Annotated in this window: 18 protein-coding genes; 7 read left to right on the forward strand and 11 right to left on the reverse strand. The window is 68.3% G+C overall.

All coding sequences use genetic code 11. The features are described 5' to 3' along the window. Positions 1-693: a maleylpyruvate isomerase family mycothiol-dependent enzyme gene (locus tag E3O42_RS12835; protein ID WP_134454312.1), complete on the forward strand. Its 693-nt coding sequence runs from the start codon at positions 1-3 to the stop codon at positions 691-693. Here E3O42_RS12835 and E3O42_RS12840 read toward each other — a convergent pair. From E3O42_RS12840 to E3O42_RS12860, 5 genes are read right to left on the reverse strand one after another with little or no spacing between them, the layout of a single operon-like run. Then, on the reverse strand, positions 690-1,631 hold the full coding sequence (locus E3O42_RS12840) for a bifunctional riboflavin kinase/FAD synthetase (protein ID WP_134454386.1): 942 nt from the start codon (positions 1,629-1,631) through the stop codon (positions 690-692). The genes E3O42_RS12835 and E3O42_RS12840 overlap by 4 nt on opposite strands. A 32-nt stretch (positions 1,632-1,663) precedes the next feature. Next, positions 1,664-2,128 carry a hypothetical protein gene (locus E3O42_RS12845; RefSeq protein ID WP_134454313.1) on the reverse strand — a complete coding sequence of 155 codons (465 nt, stop codon included), beginning with the start codon at positions 2,126-2,128 and terminating at the stop codon, positions 1,664-1,666. A gap of 58 nt (positions 2,129-2,186) precedes the next feature. Continuing rightward, the gene (locus E3O42_RS12850) at positions 2,187-2,555 is read right to left on the reverse strand and encodes a hypothetical protein (RefSeq protein WP_134454314.1); all 369 of its coding nucleotides are present in this window, start codon (positions 2,553-2,555) and stop codon (positions 2,187-2,189) included. After that, positions 2,552-3,508, reverse strand: coding sequence for a tRNA pseudouridine(55) synthase TruB (gene truB / locus E3O42_RS12855; protein WP_134454315.1), 957 nt, complete (start codon positions 3,506-3,508; stop codon positions 2,552-2,554). Before truB ends, E3O42_RS12850 begins: the two co-directional genes overlap by 4 nt. 21 nt (positions 3,509-3,529) lie before the next feature. Next, positions 3,530-4,177 carry a TetR/AcrR family transcriptional regulator gene (locus E3O42_RS12860; protein WP_241984819.1) on the reverse strand — a complete coding sequence of 216 codons (648 nt, stop codon included), beginning with the start codon at positions 4,175-4,177 and terminating at the stop codon, positions 3,530-3,532. An 88-nt stretch (positions 4,178-4,265) separates the two neighbouring features. Between E3O42_RS12860 and E3O42_RS12865 the strand changes: the two genes are divergently transcribed. Next, positions 4,266-5,723: an MFS transporter gene (locus E3O42_RS12865; protein WP_134454316.1), complete on the forward strand. Its 1,458-nt coding sequence runs from the start codon at positions 4,266-4,268 to the stop codon at positions 5,721-5,723. Between the two features lie 36 nt (positions 5,724-5,759). Continuing rightward, the gene (locus E3O42_RS12870; protein ID WP_134454317.1) at positions 5,760-6,761 is read left to right on the forward strand and encodes a ketopantoate reductase family protein; all 1,002 of its coding nucleotides are present in this window, start codon (positions 5,760-5,762) and stop codon (positions 6,759-6,761) included. On the opposite strand, the gene E3O42_RS12875 is transcribed toward E3O42_RS12870, so the two are convergent. After that, entirely contained in the window at positions 6,745-7,347 is a 603-nt protein-coding gene (locus E3O42_RS12875; protein WP_134454318.1) for a nucleoside/nucleotide kinase family protein, read from the reverse strand. The genes E3O42_RS12870 and E3O42_RS12875 overlap by 17 nt on opposite strands. 23 nt (positions 7,348-7,370) lie before the next feature. Between E3O42_RS12875 and E3O42_RS12880 the strand changes: the two genes are divergently transcribed. From E3O42_RS12880 to E3O42_RS12890, 3 genes are read left to right on the forward strand one after another with little or no spacing between them, the layout of a single operon-like run. Next, the gene (locus E3O42_RS12880) at positions 7,371-8,309 is read left to right on the forward strand and encodes an HhH-GPD family protein (protein WP_134454319.1); all 939 of its coding nucleotides are present in this window, start codon (positions 7,371-7,373) and stop codon (positions 8,307-8,309) included. 34 nt (positions 8,310-8,343) lie between these two features. After that, entirely contained in the window at positions 8,344-9,615 is a 1,272-nt protein-coding gene (locus E3O42_RS12885; protein ID WP_134454320.1) for a D-arabinono-1,4-lactone oxidase, read from the forward strand. Next, a complete protein-coding gene (locus E3O42_RS12890; RefSeq protein ID WP_134454321.1) occupies positions 9,608-10,582 on the forward strand; it encodes an aldose 1-epimerase family protein in 975 nt (324 codons plus the stop codon). Before E3O42_RS12885 ends, E3O42_RS12890 begins: the two co-directional genes overlap by 8 nt. Positions 10,583-10,862: 280 nt before the next feature. On the opposite strand, the gene rbfA is transcribed toward E3O42_RS12890, so the two are convergent. The 4 genes from rbfA to nusA all read right to left on the reverse strand — a co-directional run bounded on the left by rbfA (position 10,863) and on the right by nusA (position 15,773). Then, positions 10,863-11,393: a 30S ribosome-binding factor RbfA gene (gene rbfA / locus E3O42_RS12895; protein WP_134454322.1), complete on the reverse strand. Its 531-nt coding sequence runs from the start codon at positions 11,391-11,393 to the stop codon at positions 10,863-10,865. A 183-nt stretch (positions 11,394-11,576) separates the two neighbouring features. Continuing rightward, positions 11,577-14,420, reverse strand: a complete 2,844-nt coding sequence (infB, locus tag E3O42_RS12900) for a translation initiation factor IF-2 (protein WP_134454323.1) — start codon at positions 14,418-14,420, stop codon at positions 11,577-11,579. 76 nt (positions 14,421-14,496) lie between these two features. Continuing rightward, positions 14,497-14,754: a YlxR family protein gene (locus tag E3O42_RS12905; protein WP_134454324.1), complete on the reverse strand. Its 258-nt coding sequence runs from the start codon at positions 14,752-14,754 to the stop codon at positions 14,497-14,499. 8 nt (positions 14,755-14,762) lie between these two features. Beyond that, on the reverse strand, positions 14,763-15,773 hold the full coding sequence (gene nusA / locus E3O42_RS12910; protein ID WP_110126027.1) for a transcription termination factor NusA: 1,011 nt from the start codon (positions 15,771-15,773) through the stop codon (positions 14,763-14,765). A 142-nt stretch (positions 15,774-15,915) separates the two neighbouring features. Between nusA and E3O42_RS12915 the strand changes: the two genes are divergently transcribed. Continuing rightward, positions 15,916-16,749, forward strand: a complete 834-nt coding sequence (locus tag E3O42_RS12915; RefSeq protein ID WP_241984820.1) for a DUF1206 domain-containing protein — start codon at positions 15,916-15,918, stop codon at positions 16,747-16,749. Positions 16,750-16,826: 77 nt separating this feature from the next. Here E3O42_RS12915 and E3O42_RS12920 read toward each other — a convergent pair whose 3' ends face one another. Then, positions 16,827-18,596, reverse strand: a complete 1,770-nt coding sequence (locus E3O42_RS12920) for a proline--tRNA ligase (protein ID WP_134454389.1) — start codon at positions 18,594-18,596, stop codon at positions 16,827-16,829. Between the last annotated feature and the right edge of the window lie 42 nt (positions 18,597-18,638).

Below are 18,638 nucleotides of genomic sequence, written 5' to 3' on the forward strand. Positions count from 1 at the left end.
ATGGCAGATTTCGCGCGACTCCTCCCCCTCAGCCTGCGCAGCGTCGGCAACGAGTCCGGCGTGAACGCGCGCTGGTCGGGGCACCTGGCAGCGACCCTCACGGCCATCGCCGATCTGCTCGCCGGGCTGACGCCCGAGCAGTGGGAAGCGCAGAGCCTCTGCACCGGCTGGCGCGTGCGCGACGTCGCCGGCCACCTGGTCTGGCGGCTCGGCAGCACCAAGCGGGAACTCGTCGGCAGCGCCACCCGCGCGTACGTCGGGCACTTCGTGCGCCCGGCGCGCGCCATCGATGTCGTGAGCCGCGCCGCGGCCTCAGCCGAGCCGGAGCAGCTCGTGGCGCGGCTGCGGGAGATCGCCGCCGCCAAGGCCACCACGGGCCGCGGTGGCATCGTCGAACTGACCGAGGCCGTGGTGCACGGCCTGGACGTGGCGCATCCACTCGGTCTGACCCTGCCGATTCACGCGACCGCCGGCGGCGCGGTGGCGCTGCGGCGCAGCCTGATCGCCCCCACCGAGATCACGGCAGTGCTGCGCACCCGCAGGCTGGTGGCGACGGATGCCGAATGGAGCGTCGGCCACGGCGAACCGCTGCGGGGTCAGGCATCGGAGCTGATCCTGTTCCTGTTCGGTCGTGGGCCGCTGCCCGCGGGGGCACCCACTGTTCAGGCGCCGCCGGAGCAGCCGGCCGGCTAGGCCGGTGGGAGCTGCAGGATCGCGCGGGTCTTCACGACGTCGTCCTCGATCTGCCTGATCAGCGGCTCGATGCCGGTGAACGCGACCATCCCGCGAATGTGCTCAACGAAGGCGACCTCGACGACGTGGTCGTACAGGTCGATCTCCTGGTCGAGCACGTACGCCTCGACCTGTTTCTGCGGCACGCCGTCGAAGGTGGGGTTGTTGCCGATGGAGATGGCTGCGGGATGGCGCACCCCGTTGTCCGTGAGCCAGCCGGCGTAGACGCCATCGGCGGGAATCAGCCCCTCGGCCTCCGGCGCGAGGTTCGCGGTGGGAAAGCCGAGTTCGCGCCCCCTGGCCGCACCATGCACGACCATTCCGCGCACGGTGGGTGTGTGCCCGAGCAGCCGGGTCGCCGCCCGCACGTCGCCGTCGGAGAGCAGCTCGCGGATCCAAGTCGACGAAACCCGGCGCTCCCCGAGCGGCGTGACGTCGTCGATAAGGCGCACGTCGAAGCCATACCGGCGGCCGAGCTCGGCAAGCAGGTCGGCGTCGCCGGCACCGTGCGCGCCGAACCTGAAGTCCCGGCCCACCATCACGTGCCGGGCGTGCAGCGTGTTCACGAGGATGTCACGCACGAAGTCCTCTGGCGGCAGCGACGAGAGCGCCGTGTCGAAGGCGAGCACCACGGTGGCTTCAATGCCGGTGCCACCGAGCAGGTCGAGTTTCTGCTGCACGCTGACCAGCTCGGCGGGACACTTGTCGGGGTTCAGCAGGGCGAGCGGATGCCTGTCGAAGGTGACGACGACCGCGGCCAGGCCTTCCCGGCGGGCGAGCGTCTTGAGCTCCGCGATCACGGCGCGGTGGCCGGCGTGCACACCGTCGAACTTGCCGATGCTCACCGCCGAAGCCGGCCAATCGGCCGGAACGGCGCCGCTGCCGTTGAAGACCTTCATGGGCGCTGTCGTTGGCGTGGTCTGGGCGGCGGTCATGCCGGGGCACCGTTCCGGCCGGCGCGCTGTGGGGCGTGGCGGGCCAGCCACCACATGCCCAGGACCGGCAGCACCAACGGGATGAACAGGTAGCCGCGGCCGTACACCGACCACACGGTGTCGTGCGGGAACAGCTGCGGGTCGACCAAGCTGAGGGTGCCGATCACGAGAACGCCGAGCAGTTCGAAGCCGATGGTGATCCAGGCGACCCGGTACCAGAACTGCCCGCGCTTGATCAGGGCGACGGTCGCGACGATGTAGACCGCCGCGGCGAGGGCCGACAGGGTGTACGCCAGCGGAGCCCCGTCGAATTTGCCGACGATCTGCACGAAGGATCGGCCGGTGGCGGCGAGCGCGAGGACACCGTAGACCATGATCAGCACACGCCCGATGCCGGTCACCCGGCCGGGATTCGTCGTGCCGGTGGCGTTGTCTCCGGAGTCGGTCTTGAGATCATTCATCGCTCAGTAATTATCGCAGCATCTCCGGGCCGAACGGTGCCGGTTGTCCTCCAGCGGCTCAGACGCCCTGCACGGTCCAGATCTGCAGCATCCGGTAGAGCATGACCGCCACCGACAGGCAGACCACCCCGAGGATCACCGTGCTCCACCGGCTGCGTTCGATAAGCGCCCACACTCCCCCAGCGATCGGCAGCAGGATGGCGCTGACGAGGTAGGTGTAGAACTCCAGCAGACTGCCGGTGGCGTGGTTGCCGGTGAGGGGCGCGACCAGGGCCACCGCGAGCTGAGCGATCAGGAGCAGCTCCACGAGCAGGGTCGCCCCCATACTGAGGTCGGAGGGCTTGCGGCCGGCAAGTCCCAGGCCCAGACAGAGCAGGCCGGCAGCGGTGGCAATCGCCAGCTGCAGGTAGGTGAACCACTCGATCACGAGGCGTCCTCCGCCGCGGCGGAGCCGGCCGCTGGTTCGTCTGGCGGGAAATTGACGATCGACTTGGCTTGGCCGGCGCGGTACTCGACGAGGCCGACGAGCCGGCCGGTCGGGTCGATGGCGGCAATCGGTCCAGCGTGAGTCGCGCCGACGGGCGCGTCGATGCGTTTGCCGTGGCCGAGGTCGATAGCCTGCTGCTCGCTCAGGTCGAGCCGGCCGAAGAGCCGGCTCGCCGCATCCGCCGGCCCGATCAGGGCGCGGGCAACGTCGAGCTGGTCGAGGGGGTCGGCGGCGGCGATGCCGAACGGGCCGATGCGGGTGCGGCGGAGGCTGGTGAGATGGCCGCCAACGTCGAGGCCCGCACCGAGGTCGCGGGCCAGCGCACGGATGTAGGTGCCTGAGGAGCACACCACGCGCACCTCGAGGTCGAGGAAACCGTCGACCGGGTTGCTGGAAAGCAGCTCGAACTCGCTCACGGTGACGGGACGTGCGGGCAGTTCGACGTCTTCGCCGGCACGCACCCTCGCGTAGGCCCGCTTGCCGTCTACCTTGATGGCGCTCACGGCGCTCGGCCGTTGGCTGATGTCCCCGGTGAGGACCTGGATGCCGTCGGTGATGGCGGCCTCGGCCATCGCGCCGACGGCGACGGCGGGCGCGCGGGTGAGCTCCTCGCCCTCGGCGTCGTCTGTGGTCGTCGCTGCGCCCAGCCGGATGGTGGCCAGGTACTCCTTATCGAGCCCGACAACATAGGTGAGCAGCCGGGTGGAACTGTTGATGCCGAGGATCAGCAGGCCTGTCGCCATCGGGTCCAGGGTGCCGGCGTGGCCAACCTTGCGGGTGTTTGCGAGGCGCCGGGTGCGCGCGACTGCGTCGTGGCTGGTCCAGCCCTGGGGCTTGTCGATCAGCACGAGGCCGCTTGCGGTGCTGCCGGGCGGGCGGCGTGGGGCGTTCACTTGGGTCCTTTGGGGCTGGGGTCAGGCATGCTTTGCGGCCTCGGCGGCTGTAGCGCCGAGCACAAGGTCGAGCTTGCCACGGAACGTGCACCGCATGAGTTCTTCGGCGTCGGGATCCTCGTCGAAGATGTCGGGCAGCCGAATGGCCAGGAGCGTGTTGAACAGCATCCCGTCGGCCAGGAACCCTCGGATGGTGTCCGGCGGGAATCCGGCCTCGTCACGCAGCATCCGGTAGATCTCGAGGAATCCGGCCCTGGCCTTGGCGCCGACGACAGGGTTGTGCCCGCTGAGGAAAGCCTGCATGAGGGAGAGCAGGATGCCTCGATCTTCGATGAGGTCGACGTAGGCGGCGCCGAGCCGCGCGATCAGCAGTTCCCGCTCGTCATCGCCGTGCTCGCGCGGTTCGGCGAGGACCTGCCTGAAACCGGCGACCAGGCGCTCGAGAGCCCGGGCCACCACCTCCAAAAAGAGGTTCTCCTTGGTGCCGAACATACGCACCACGTAAGGCTGGCTGATGCCGGCGGCCCTGGCCACCTGGTCGGTGGTCGCGCCGGAATAGCCCCGCTCGCCGAAGACCACGCTGGCCGCGGCCAGGATCTGCTCGCGGCGTTCTGCAGCGGGAATGCGCTCGGTGGGCTGGGCGGCTGCGATGCCGGATGTCTCGTTCACACTTGACAGGTTATCAGTCGATTACTAATCTCCTGTTTTGTAATCATTCAATTACAACATTCTGGCTTCGTTCCCGAAGGGATCTCCCATGACCACCACCTCCACCCCGCCGGCCGACAGGCGCCTCCGCCGGGTGCCCGTCTGGCTTGCCGTTGTCGCCGCGTCGCTGCCCATGTTCATGGCCACTCTGGACAACCTCGTGGTTACCAGCGCCCTACCGGTGATCAACACCGACCTGAACGCCACCATCGAAGAACTGCAGTGGGTCGTCAACGCCTACTCGCTCAGCTTCGCCACATTCATGCTGATGGCCGTCGCAATCGGCGACCGCTTCGGCCGCCGGTCCGTGTTCCTGGCCGGCATCGCGGTGTTCACCACCGCATCAGCGCTCTGTGCCATCAGCGTCGAGCCGTGGATGCTGATCTCCGCCCGTGCGCTTCAGGGAGTGGGTGCCGCCGCGCTCATGCCGCTCTCCCTGACGCTGCTCGTCGGGTCGGTGGCCGACCGCTTCCGGCCGGCGGCCATCGGCATCTGGGGCGGCATCGCCGGCCTCGGCGTGGCGCTCGGCCCGCTCATCGGCGGCGCTGTGGTGGAAGGCTGGAACTGGGAGGCCATCTTCTGGCTGAACGTACCGCTCGGCCTTCTGTCGATCCCGCTCGCCCTGATCGCGTTGCCCAACAGCTTCGGTGCTCGGCTGCGCGCCGATGTGGTGGGCCTCGTGCTGGTCGGCGGCGGCGTCTTCGGGATCGTCTACGGAATCGTGCGGGGCAATGAGGCCGGCTGGACCAGCACAGAGGTCCTCACGGCGCTCATCGGCGGCGGCATCCTTCTGCTCGCCTTCGTCTGGTGGGAGGGGCGGGCATCCGCGCCACTGCTGCCCTTGCGGCTGTTTCGCGACCGAAGCTTCACGGTTGCGAACCTCGTGGGGATCACCTTCAGCTTCGGCATCTTCGGCTCGATTTTCATCCTCATTCAGTTCCTGCAGATCGTGCAGGGCCACAGCCCGCTCGAGGCCGGCGTGATGACGATGCCCTGGACGCTGGCTCCCATGATCGTGGCACCGCTGACGGGGATGCTCAGCCCGAGAACCGGAACGCGTCTGCCGATCGTGCTGGGGCTGGTCCTGCTCTCGATCGCGATGTTCTGGGTGGCCCTGACGATGTCGGCCGACGTCGAATACGGCGAGCTGGTCGGCGCGTTCATCCTGGCCGGGCTGGGCATGGGGCTGGTCTTCGCGCCGAGCTCCACCGCCGTGCTCGCCAACATGGTGCCCAACGACCACGCCAAGGCGTCGGGCACCAACTCCACCTTCCGCGAGATCGGCGTGGCGCTGGGCGTCGCGGTGCTCACCGCGGTGTTCACCGGCAACGGCGGCACGCTGACCCCCACCGGGTACGTGGATGCCGCGGTGCCGGCCGTTCTGGTCGGCGCCGGGGTGCTCGCTGTCGCGGCGCTGATCGCGCTCGCGCTGCCGTCGGGACGCCGGGTGGCCCAGGCTCCGACGACGGTGCTTCTGCCCGCGGAAGCCCTCCTCGTTCGCGGGTAGTCCAGGTTGCCCGGCCGGGGCTTCTAGGCTGAGGTCATGCGAATTGCTGTGATCGGCGCCGGCGCCCTGGGCGGAACCTTCGCCACCCTCCTCAGCGTGGGGGGGCATGAGGTCACCGTCACCGCGCGCGGTGCCGGGCTGGCCGCGATCCGCGAGCGGGGCATCCGTCTCGAGGGCGGATTCGGCCCGGCAACGGCGCATCCCACGGCCCTCGAACGGCTGGTCGAGACGCCCGATCTGGCCCTGGTGTGCACCAAGGCGCAGGATGCCGAAGCCGCGATTGCGGAAAACGCCGCCGTGCTCGACGGCGCCGCGGTCATCGTGATCCAGAACGGCCTCGACGGCGTCGACACCGCCCGGCGGCTACTCCCCCGCTCTGACTGCTTCGGCGCACTGTCGATCATCGCCGCGAATCACACCGAACCGGGCCTGGTCACGGTCACCACGGCCGCGCCCACCTACCTCGGCCGCGGTTCCGGACCGGCCGACGCCGCCACCCGTCGCTGGCAGGCGGTGCTCGCCGAGGCGGTGCCCTGCCGGGCCGTCGACAATTTCGTCGGCGCCCAGTGGACCAAGCTCGTCGTCAACATGCTCAACGCGTTGCCCGCGATCACCGGGCTGAGCGTTCAGGGCGTCGTCGCGCACCGGGGCCTGCGCCGGCTGATGACGCTGAGCATGCGCGAGGCCGTGCGGGTGGGCATGCGCCGCGGCATCCGGTTCGGTGCGATGCAGGCGCTCGGCGACCGCCGGCTGCGCGCATTCTCGCTGCTGCCCGCCTGGGCCGGGCAGCTGCTGCCGCTGAGGATGCGCGCCCGCATGGGCAGTGTGCCCAACCTGGGCTCCACCCTGCAAAGCGTCACCCGCGGCCAACGCACCGAGGTGGACCACCTCAACGGCGTGGTGGTGCGTGAGGCCGCTGCCGCCGGCGTTCCGGCCCCGGTGAACAGCCGGCTGACAGCCCTGGTGCACGAGGTGGAGGAACGGGGGACGTTCCTCAGCCCCGACGACGTGCTGGCGCGGTTCAGCAAGAGTCGCTGAACACCCGCTGGGGACGGTGGCGTTCACTGAGGTCGATCACGGCCGACGCCACCTGACGGGGGCGTTCCTCCTTCTGGTAGAGGTAGTCGGACTCCGAGGTCGCTTCGCTCTCCAGCAGGATGCGGTAATTCCAGGCATCCCGCAGCTCACTGCGGTTGATGAACTCACCGTCGATGACCAGGAACGCGTCCGTTGGAGCCGTGGTCCAGGTCGGTTCGATCCAGCTGTCCCGGTCAGGGTCGAACACCTGGGTGACAAAGCCGGTGCTGCCGCCGAGCCTGAACGGTTCGAGCAACACCCTTCGCAGCGCCGAATAGTCGAAGCCGTGCCTGTAGAAGCGCTCCGGGGAGTCGGCGCCGAACCGGCCGAGGTCTTCCCTGGACCGCTGGAAATAGCGCAGGGACGCCCGGAAGGTGGGCATCTGGGCTTCGTCGAGCACCGCGGCCAGATCGTCGGCGAACGCTGTGCGGGCGGCCGCGTCGGCGCCGTCGACGGCCACGATCACCCGCCCCCGGCCGTTCAGGTTGAGGATCTCGGTCGCGAGGGTACGCAGGTACTCGACGCGGGGAGTGGAAACGAGCTTCATGAATCGAGCCTAGGTTAGAACCGATGAACGTCACAGTCCAGAGCACCGCCCCCGTCGACAGTGCCATTGTCAGTACCGCGCCGGTCGGCCCCGCCCTCAGCCGCAGCATCAGTGTCTGGTTCGGCGAGAACGCCCGCGACCTGCCTTGGCGGCGCGACGGCTTCAGCGCCTGGGGCACTTTGGTGAGCGAGTTCATGTTGCAGCAGACCCCGGTGAGCCGGGTCATCCCGCGTCTCGCGGAATGGCTCGAGCGCTGGCCGACACCCACCGATCTGGCTTCCGTTCCACCCGGCGAGGCCGTTCGGGCCTGGGCGAGCCTGGGCTACCCGCGCCGTGCGCTGTGGCTGCACGCCGCCGCGGTGCAGATCACCGAACGGCACGGCGGCATCGTGCCAGAAGACGTCGACGACCTGCTCGCCCTCACCGGGATCGGCGACTACACGGCCAGGGCGGTCGCGGCGTTCGCCTACGGCCACCGGCATCCGGTGGTCGACACCAATACCCGCCGGGTCATCGCCAGGGCCGTGGCCGGACAGGCCCAACCCGCACCGCCCAGCCGCACCAGGGACCTCGACTCCATGTCGGCGCTGTTGCCGGCCGAACCCGTTCCGGCGGCCCTGTTCAATGCGGCCATCATGGAGCTCGGCGCCATCGTCTGCACCAGCCGCAGCCCGCGGTGCGCGGACTGCCCGATCCGTGATGCCTGCGCCTGGCGTGCGGCCGGCTACCCGGCCTACACCGGACCGAAGAAGGCCGTGCAGAAGAAGTTCGAGGGCAGCGACCGGCAGGTGCGCGGGCTGATCATGGCCGAGCTGCGGGCCACGCACCATCCGGTGACCGACGCTGAGATCGACGGTGTGTGGCCGGATGCCGTACAGCGCGACCGGGCACTGGCCGGGCTCCTCGCCGACGGCCTCGCGGTTCTCGTCGAACCCGGGCGGTACGCTCTTTCGCAGGGGTGAAAACCCTGCGTTCCCACTAGCAGAAATGGTCTCAATGAAGAACTGGGCCGGCAATGTCGAGTATTCCACCGACGACATCAGGCATCCCGCAACGGCGGCTGAGGTATCGGCCATCGTCACAGCGGCGGGCGAGGCCGGCAGCCGTGTCAAGGCGCTGGGCTCCAGGCACTCGTTCTCCACCATCGCCGACACGGCGGGTACACAGGTGGCCCTCGACAAACTGGTGGACCAGCCGGAGCTGCAGTTCGGCGACGACGGCACCGCGGTGAGCGTGCGTGTCGGCGCCGGCAGCACCTACGCCCAGGTCGGCGCCTACCTCGCCGAACGCGACCTGGCCCTGCCCAACCTCGCGTCGCTGCCGCACATCTCGGTCGCCGGCGCCATCCAGACCGGCACGCACGGTTCCGGCGTGCGTAACGGGTCGCTGGCGTCGTCGGTTCTGGCGCTGGAGATCGTGCGCGCATCCGGCGAGGTCGAAGTGGTTCGGGAGCACGACCCCGACTTCGCGGCCTCCGTGGTGGGCCTGGGTGCGGTGGGCATCGTCACCGCAGTCACCCTGAGGGTGCAGCCGCACTTCCAGATTTCCCAGTACGTGCACGAGGGCCTGTCCTGGACCGCGGCCCTGGCCAACTGGGCCGCCATCATGTCCAGCGGCTACAGCGTCAGCGTGTTCACCACCTTCCAGGGCGAGAATACCCACCAGGTGTGGTCCAAGCGTCGGCTCGACGTGGATGGCCCCGAGCTGGACCTCGCCGCTCTCGGCGCTACCGAGGCCACGGTGGCACTGCACCCGCTGCCCGGTGTCACCGCCGAAAGCGTGACCGGGCAGTTGCGCGAGCCCGGCCCGTGGAATGAACGCCTTGCGCACTTCAGGAGCGAGTTCCAGCCCAGCCACGGCGAGGAGATCCAGTCCGAATACCTGATCCCGGCCGCACACGCCGTCGCCGCGATCACCGCCCTGCGCGCTATCGGCAACCGCATTGCACCGCTGCTGCACATCTCCGAGCTGCGCAGCGTGGCCGCTGACACCGCCTGGCTCAGCCCGAGCTACGCCCGCGACTCGCTCGCCATCCATTTCACCTGGAAGCCGCTGGCGGCCGAGATCCTGTCGGTGCTGCCCCTCATCGAGCACACCCTGGAGCCGTTCGCGCCGCGCCCGCACTGGGGCAAGGTCGCCACGATGTCGCCGGCCGGGCTGCGCCGGGCCTATCCCCGCCTCGATGATTTCGCGGCACACGTGCGCCGGGTCGATCCCGATGGACGATTCGAGAACTCCTATCTGAAACGAGTACTGTCCCATGACTGACGCTTTCGGCGCATCCACCACCGACTTCACCGGCGCGGATGCGTCCGTCCTGCCACTCTCCGGCCTGCAGTACACGATCAGCCATGACGGCTACTCGGCCACGATCGCCAGCGTCGGCGCGAGCCTGCGCCTGCTTACCTGGCACGACCGCGACCTCGTCGTACCGTTCGACGCCGACGAGGTGCGCCCCGGCTACCGGGGCGCCGTGCTCGCCCCCTGGCCGAACCGGGTTGTCGACGGAACGTACTCCTTCGAGGGCGTCGACTACCAGCTGCCGCTCACCGAGCCCAGCCGCTCACACGCCCTGCATGGGCTGGTCTGCTGGGCCGACTGGACGCTGCAGGCGCGTTCTGCCGATTCGGTGACCCTGGGTATCACGATCGTGCCCAGCGACGGCTACCCGCACCGCATTGCCGTCCTGGTGACGTACAGCCTGGACGACAATGGCCTCACCAGCACGGTGACGGCCACGAACCTCGGGGCGGCAACGGCCCCATACGGCACCGGCCCGCACCCCTACCTCGTGGCCGGTCCCGGCAGCGTCGACGACTGGACCCTCGGGTTCCCGGCCGCTGCCTATCTCACGGTGACCCCGGACCGGCTCAGCCCCGTGGCCACGGTCCCCGTCGAGACCACGCCGGAGTTCGACTTCCGCACGCCCCGGGTCATCGGCGACACCTTCATCGACCACGCGTTCACCGCCATCGCACGCGAGGCGGATGGGTCGGCGAGTGTCACCCTCACCAGCCCGGCCGGCACCGGCGTGCGCATGAGCTTCGGAGCCGAGCTGCCCTGGCTGCAGGTGCACACCGCCGACCGTCCGGCGCCCGAGCGCAGCCGCATCGGTCTGGCCGTGGAGCCGATGACCTGTCCCCCCGATGCCCTCTCGACCGGGGAAGACCTGGTGCTCTTGTCCCCCGGCCATTCCTTCTCGGCCAACTGGACCATCGCCGCCACCGAGGCCTGACCCCCCAGGGTCAGGTCCCCTGAGACCACCGAAGGGGCGCCAACTGCCATCTCACCGGCTCTCTCTCCCGCGACTTGCCACTTTGGGACCCTTCGGGCGCGCAAAAGGGGCGCCAAGTGCCATCTCGCAACCAGTTACACAGACTTACCGCAAGACGACCCTTCGCGCGCGCTGAAGCGGCACTTTGCGGCACCTCGCGAGGGAGCCGAGATGCCACAAAAGGCCCCTTGACGCGGCTTGTCGTCAAGGGGCCTTGTACGGCGATTCGTGTTGCTGAGCGCTAGAGCGCGTCGGGCTCCGTGGCAGCGGCGTGCCGGCCGGTGGGTGCCGGCGCGGCCTCCACCTCGTCCTCGTCGGTGTCGTCTTCGTCAGCGTTGTCGTCCTCGGCGTATTCGCGGGGCTTGACGTACGGGTCTTCGTCGCCGGCGTAGACGGCCGTGCGGGCCATCTCGCCCACCTGGGTGTCGCGTTCGCGTGCCTCACGGAGCAGGTCGTCGATGAGGGCGGCGTTCTCCGGGATGGCGTCGGCGATGAACTCGATCGAGGGTGTCAGCCGCGCGGTGATGTTCTTGCCGACCTCGCTGCGCATCATGCCGGTGGCGGCCTTGAGCGCTGCGGCGCTGTCCTTGCGCTCATCTTCGGAGCCGTAGACCGTGTAGAACACCGAGGCGTGCTGCAAGTCGCCGGTGACCTTGACGTCGGTGATGGTCACGAAGCCCAGTCGCGGGTCGCGGATGCCGCGTTCGAGCCGCTTGGCCACGATGACCTTGATGCGGTCCGCCATCTTCCTAGCGCGTGCCGGATCTACCATGATCTACTCCTAGTTTGTGGGTACTTCTTAACACTCTCAAGCCCTCCCCAACCATCGTATTGACGCTGGCGTTTCTGGGGGAGTGGGGGTCGGTGCTTGATCCCCCTCAGGGGAATCGGGGTAGGGGTCCCCGCTCTTCCCCTGAGGGGGGATCAAGCGGAGACCCCTTGCAACGAGAAGTTATTAACCTCTCGGCTTTTCCTTCAATTCGATCGTCTCTATCTCATCGCCGATCTGGATGTCGTTGAACTTACCAAGACCGATACCGGCCTCGAAGTCCGTACGCACCTCGGTGACGTCATCCTTGAAGCGACGCAGCGACTCGATGGCCAGGTTGTCGCCCACGACGATGCCGTCGCGGATGACCCGCGCCTTGGCGTTTCGCGTGATCGTTCCCGAACGCACGATGACACCGGCGACGTTTCCGAACTTGGACGAGCTGAAGACCTCGCGGATCTCGGCGATACCACTCTGCACTTCTTCGAACTCGGGCTTGAGCATTCCGGTGAGGGAAGACTCGATGTCCTCGAGCGCGTTGTAGATGACGGAGTAGAAACGCACGTCCACGCCTTCACGAGCCGCACGTTCGCGCGCCTTCGTGTCGGGACGAACGTTGAAGCCGATGATGATGGCGTTGTCGACGGTGGCGAGGTTGACGTCGCTCTCCGTGACCGCACCGACACCACGGTGGATGATGCGCAGCTGTACGGAGTCGTCGACCTCGATCTTGAGCAGCGACTCTTCGAGTGCCTCAACGGCACCGGAAACGTCACCCTTGATAATGAGGTTGAGCGATTCGACCTTGCCCTCTTCGAGTGCACGGGTGAAGTCCTCGAGGCTGATGCGCTTGCGGGCCTTGGCCAGCAGGGCGTTGCGCTCGGCGGCTTCGCGCTTCTCGGCGATCTGACGCGCGGTGCGGTCTTCCTCGATAACGAGGAAGGTGTCACCGGCGCGGGGAACGCTCGAGAGGCCCTGCACCTGGACGGCACGGGACGGCGTGGCAGCGAGAACGGCGTTGCCGTTTTCGTCGGCCATCGCACGTACGCGGCCGTAGGCGGTACCGGCGACGATCGAGTCGCCGACATGCAGCGTTCCGGACTGGATGAGCACCGTGGCGACTGCACCGCGGCCCTTGTCGAGCTTGGCCTCAATGGCCACACCGCGGGCATCCTTGTTCGGGTTGGCGCGCATGTCGAGTCCGGCGTCTGCGGTGAGCAGGACGGCGTCGAGGATTTCCTGGATGCCGATCTTGTTCTTCGCCGACACGTCGACGAACATGACGTCTCCGCCGTACTCTTCGGCGACGAGGCCGAATTCGGTGAGCTGCTGGCGCACCTTCTGCGGGTTCGCACCGGCCTTGTCGATCTTGTTCACTGCGACCACGATCGGCACGTTGGCGGCCTGGGCGTGGTTGAGCGCCTCAATCGTCTGCGGCATGATGCCGTCATCGGCCGCGACCACGAGGATCGCGATGTCGGTGACCTGCGCACCACGAGCACGCATGGCGGTGAACGCCTCGTGGCCGGGGGTGTCAATGAAGGTGATGGCACGTTCGATGCCCTCGTGCTCTGTAACCACCTGGTAGGCACCGATGTGCTGGGTGATGCCACCGGCTTCACCGGCAGCGACCTTGGCGTTGCGGATGGCGTCGAGCAGCGCGGTCTTACCGTGGTCGACGTGACCCATGACGGTGACGACGGGAGGACGGACTTCGAGCTCTTCGTCGGTCTCGTCGGCCAGCTCCTGGTCGATGTCGATATCGAAGGCGAGAAGCAGCTCGCGGTCTTCGTCGTCGGGCGAGACCATCTGGATCTTGTAACCCAGCTCGCTGCCCAGCACATCGAAGGTGGCCTCGTCGAGCGACTCGGTCGCCGTTGCCATCTCACCGAGGTGGAACAGCACGGTGACCAGGTTGCCCGGGCTCGCGTCGATCTTGTCGGCGAAGTCGGTGATCGAGGCACCGCGGCGCAGACGCACCACGGTTCCGCCGTCGCCACGGGGGACGCTGACGCCACCCAGCGACGGAGCCTCGCGCAGCTCGAACTCAGCCCTCTTCGTACGCTTCGACTTGCGTGCCTTGTTCTTGCCGCCTCCGCGACCGAACGCACCAGCGGTTCCACCGCCGGGACCACGGCCACGACCACCGGCGCCGCCGCCACCGGCGGGGCGGGGCGGGCCGAAGCCGGGTGCTCCGGCAGGTGCACCGGGACGGGTGAAGCCGGGGCGTGCGCCACCGGCGCCGCCCGGTGCGCCACCGGGACGCTGGAAGCCACCCGGGCGCTGGCCGAAGCCGGTCGGGCGGGGTGCCTGGCCGGGTCCACCCGGACGCGGGGCGCCGGGGCGGGGTGCGGCGGGACGGGGGATGTTGCTGGGCGAGGACGTGGACGGCGGACGCTGTCCCATGCCCTGCGCACTAGCGAACGGGTTGTTGCCCGGACGCGGGGTGGGGGTCTTGCCCATGCCCTGGTTGCTGGCGAACGGGTTGTTTCCCGGACGCGCTCCCGGACGCGGGACGCTGCTGCTGCCGGGCTTGGCAGCCGGAGCCGCGTCGCCGTCGGCCTTGGCGGCCGGGGTGGCTGCCTCGGTGGTCGCGGTCTCGGTCGCGGCGGCGCCGGACTCGGCGGCGGCCTTCTCGGCTGCTGCGGCCTTCTCGGCGGCTGCGGCCTGGCGCTCGGCGACGGTCAGCGGTGCGGCCGGCATCGGCGGAGCATCCGCGGCGGGAGCCTCGACGACAGGTGCGGGCACCGGTGCGGCGGGACGTGCCGGGGACGGACGTGCGCCACCGGGCTTGGCCGTGGAGGTCGACGCGGGCTTTGCGGCGGCCGGGGCCACCGGAGCGGCAGCGGCGCCGCCGGTGGCGACTCCGTCAGCCTCAAGTGCTGCGCGCAGACGGCGTGCAACGGGGGGTTCAACGCTGGAAGACGGTCCCTTGACGAACTCGCCCATCTCTTTCAATTTCGCAAGGGCTACCTTGCTGTCGACACCGAGCTCAGTTGCGATCTCGTGTACGCGTGGTTTCGCAGCCACAATTCTCCTGTTCCGGGCCTGCACCCGGAAAGGGGCAGACCGTTAGTAACGGACGGTTCTCATTTCGAGCCGCTCATTAGTTATCCATTAGCCAAGTCAGCCTGTTCTCTAGTTGTTTTGCGTCCAGGGGGCTGGTCACCCGAAGAGCACGCCCGAAAGCGCGTCGCCTCACGGCCTCCTGGAAGCACGCGATGGTGGGATGAATCCACGCGCCTCGCCCAGGGAGGGTGGCGGTTTCATCAACCACCAGGTCACAATTCTGGGCGACGATCCTCAGAAGTGAGGAGCGTGAGGCGCGGGAACGGCATCCAATGCACGTTCTAACGGGATCCATCGTACCCCCTATTCGTCGTCCTCCAGAATGCTGTCCGGCTGGATGTCGATTTTGGCGCCGGTCAGTTTGGCGGCGAGGCGGGCGTTTTGGCCCTCCTTGCCGATCGCGAGCGACAGCTGGTAGTCGGGCACGAGGGCCCGAACTGCTTTGATCGACTCGTCGATGACGTAGGCGCTGGTGACCTTGGCGGGCGAGAGCGCGCTGGCCACGAAGGTGGCGAGGTCGGGCGAGTAGTCGACGATGTCGATTTTCTCGTTGTTGAGCTCCGCGGTCACCGCGCGAACGCGCTGGCCGAGCTCGCCGATGCAGGCACCCTTGGCGTTGACGCCGGGTTCGGTGGCGCGCACGGCGATCTTGGTGCGGTGGCCGGCCTCGCGGGCCAGTGACACGATCTCCACGACGCCGCTTGCGATCTCGGGGACCTCCAGCGCGAACAGGCGGCGCACGAGCGACGGGTGCGTGCGTGAGACGGTGATCTGCGGGCCCTTCATGCCGCGGCCGACGGCCGTGACGTACACCCGGATGCGCGAACCGTGCACGTAGCTTTCGCCGGGCACCTGCTCCTCAGGGGGAAGGATCGCCTCGATGGTGCCGAGGTCGACGTGGATCATGCGGGGGTTGGGGCCCTGCTGGATCACGCCGGCGACGATCTCGCCCTCGCGGCCCTTGAATTCACCGAGCACCGCGTCATCCGCGATGTCGCGAAGGCGCTGGTTGATGACCTGCTTGGCCGCGAATGCGGCAATGCGACCGAAGTCGTCGGGGTTGTCAACGGCTTCGCCGATGATGTTGCCCTCTTCGTCGTGCTCAGGAATGTAAATGTCGACGTGACCGGACTTGCGGTCGAGTACGACGCGAGCTCCGGGTTCTTCTTCCGCAGCCTGCTTCAGCGGCTCACCCTGGTGGGTGTGCTTGAGGTAGGCCGTCAGAATTGCTTGCTCGATGATCTGCACGAGTTCCTCGAAAGGAATCTCTTTCTCGCGCTCCATCAGCCGCAACACGCTGAGGTCGATGTCCATGGCCGGCCTCCTCTATTCAGATCTTGCCGCCGCGAAACCGCGCAGCGGGCTTCTCCCTACGGTACCGGAATCCCGGCGCGCCCGTCACCCGCGCCGGCCCGACTTCACCCGTGGAGCCTGCCTCAGCGCTAGCATGAGCCGCATGATGACACGCTCCCCCGCGCAGTCGGGCGCCCAGTCGGCCGGCGATGCCGCACGCAAGGCAGGCAACAGCCGCCACCTCGAAACCCTGGCCAGGGTCGGTTACGCCGTGAACGGACTATTGCACGGCCTGATCGGAGCCATCGCGATCGGTGTCGCGGTCGGCAGTGCCGGTGGAAGCGCCGACCAGTCCGGCGCGCTTGTGCAGGTCGCGCAGTCCCCAGGTGGAATCTTCGTGCTTTGGCTCATCGTGGTCGGACTGGCCGCGCTGGGCGTGTGGCAGATCCTGCAGGGGTTCCTGGTGCCGGGCGGTGACCCCAAGAAGGTCTGGGCTCACCGTCTCAAGGAGATCGGAAAGGGAGTCGCCTACCTCGCGGTCGCCGCCACCGCCCTCACGGTGGCGCTACAGGGGTCGGCCAACTCGTCGCAGAGCACGGCATCCGCCAGCGCGACAATCCTTGCGTTGCCTGGCGGGCCCATCCTGCTCATGCTGATCGGACTCGGCGTGCTCGCGATCGGCGCCTACTTCGTCTACAAGGGCGCCACGAAGAAATTCACCGAAGACCTGGCCGTGCCGTCCGGCACGATGGGCAAGGCCACTGTCGGGCTCGGCGTCGCCGGCTACGTGGCCAAGGGCATCGCCGTGGGAGTCGTCGGCGTCCTGGTGATCGTGGCCGGGTTCACGGTGGACCCGAGCCAGTCGACCGGGCTAGACGGCGCACTGCGCTCGCTCGCCGCCCTGCCCTTTGGCATGGTCATCCTGGTGCTCGTCGGCGTGGGCCTGATCGCCTACGGCGTCTACTGCCTGTTCCGCGCCCGTTTCGCCCGCCTCTAACTTGAGCCTGCTCGCGAAAGTGGTCATCCAGTTGCTTCAGCCTCGCTGAGGCAACCGGATGACCGCTTTCGGGCTGGTTAGGCGAAGTGGGCAGCCAGCTCCGTTACGGCCACCTGGGTGCGCTCACCGCTGCGGCGATCCCACAGTTCCACGATGCCGTCGGCCGCGCCGCGGCCCACGATCACGATGGTGGGGATACCGATCAGTTCGGCGTCGCCGAACTTGACGCCGGGCGAAACCTTGCGGCGGTCGTCGTACAGCACGTCGCGACCGGAGGCCTCGACCAGCGCGGTCACGGCCTCGCTGGTCTCGAAGACGATCTCGTCACGGCCGGTGGCGATCACGTGCACGTCGAACGGTGCCACGGCCTCGGGCCAGATCAGGCCCTTCTCGTCGTTGTTCAGTTCGGCGATCACGGCGAGGGCGCGGGTGACGCCGATGCCGTATGAGCCCATCGTGACGGTGACGAGCTTGCCGTTCTCGTCGAGAACCTTCAGGCCCAGCGCCTCGGCGTATTTGCGGCCGAGCTGGAAAACGTGGCCGATCTCCATGCCGCGGGCCAGTTCCACCGGCCCTGAACCGTCTGGGGCCGGATCGCCGGCGCGCACATCTGCAGCCTCGACGGTGCCGTCCGCGATGAAGTCACGGCCGGCGACGAGTCCGAAGACGTGACGCCCGGCCTCGTTGGCGCCGGTGATCCACTCGGTGCCGTCGACGATGCGCGGGTCGACGAGGTAGCGGATGCCGGTGGCCGATTCGGCGCCCAGCATCGCGCTGGCGGCAGACCACGGGCCGATGTAGCCCTTGACCAAGCCGGGGCGGCCGGGGATCTTGGCCAGTTTGGCGAAGTCGCCGTCGTTGGCGGCCTCGACCTCGGCGGGGGCGAAGGCCACCTCCACGCGCTTGAGGTCGACCTCGCGGTCGCCGGGCAGGCCGATGACCACGATCTCGCGGCTGCCGTCGGGCTGGACGAGGGCGAGCACGACGTTCTTGAGGGTGTCAGCGGCGGTCCACTCCCGCCCATCCGGGCGCGGCTGGCTGGCGTTGGCCGAATCGACGAGGGTCTGGATGGTGGGGGTGTCCGGGGTGTCTTGCACCTGGGCGGCGGGGAAACCGGTGACGTCGATCGACTCGGGCACCAGGGTGCGGAACGCCTCGACGTTGGCCGCGTAGCCGCCGGCGGAGCGCACGAAGGTGTCTTCACCGACCGGGGTGGGGTGCAGGAACTCTTCGCTCTTGGATCCGCCCATGGCGCCGGCATCCGCCTGCACCACAACGTATTCGAGGCCGAGGCGGGTGAAGATGCGCTCGTAGGCGTCGCGCTGGGCCTGGTAGCTGGTTTCGAGGCCGGCGTCGGTGTGGTCGAAGGAGTAGGCGTCCTTCATGGTGAACTCGCGGCCGCGCAACAGGCCGCCACGGGAGCGGGCCTCGTCGCGGTACTTGTCCTGGATCTGGAAGATCGACAGGGGCAGGTCCTTGTAGCTGTTGTAGAGGTCCTTCACCATCAGGGTAAAGACCTCTTCGTGGGTGGGGGCCAGCAGCAGGTCGCTGCCCTTGCGGTCCTGCAGACGGAACAGGCCGTCGCCGTACTCGTCCCAGCGGCCGGTGGTCTCATATGGTTCGCGCGGCAGCAGCGCCGGGAAGTGCACCTCGAAGGCGCCGGCGGCGGCCATCTCCTCGCGGATGATGGTCTCGATCTTCGCCTTGACCTTCAGGCCCAGCGGCAACCAGGCGAAGATGCCCGGAGCCTGACGCCGGATGTAGCCGGCCCGCACAAGCAGGCGGTGGCTGGTGACCTCGGCATCAGAGGGGTCTTCGCGAAGGGTCCGGAGGAAGTAGTTCGACATACGAATAGGCACGCACCTACTTTACGGCGCGAGCAGGCCGCC

It is taken from the genome of Cryobacterium adonitolivorans (assembly GCF_004402695.1).
Classification (GTDB): Bacteria; Actinomycetota; Actinomycetes; order Actinomycetales; family Microbacteriaceae; genus Cryobacterium; species Cryobacterium adonitolivorans.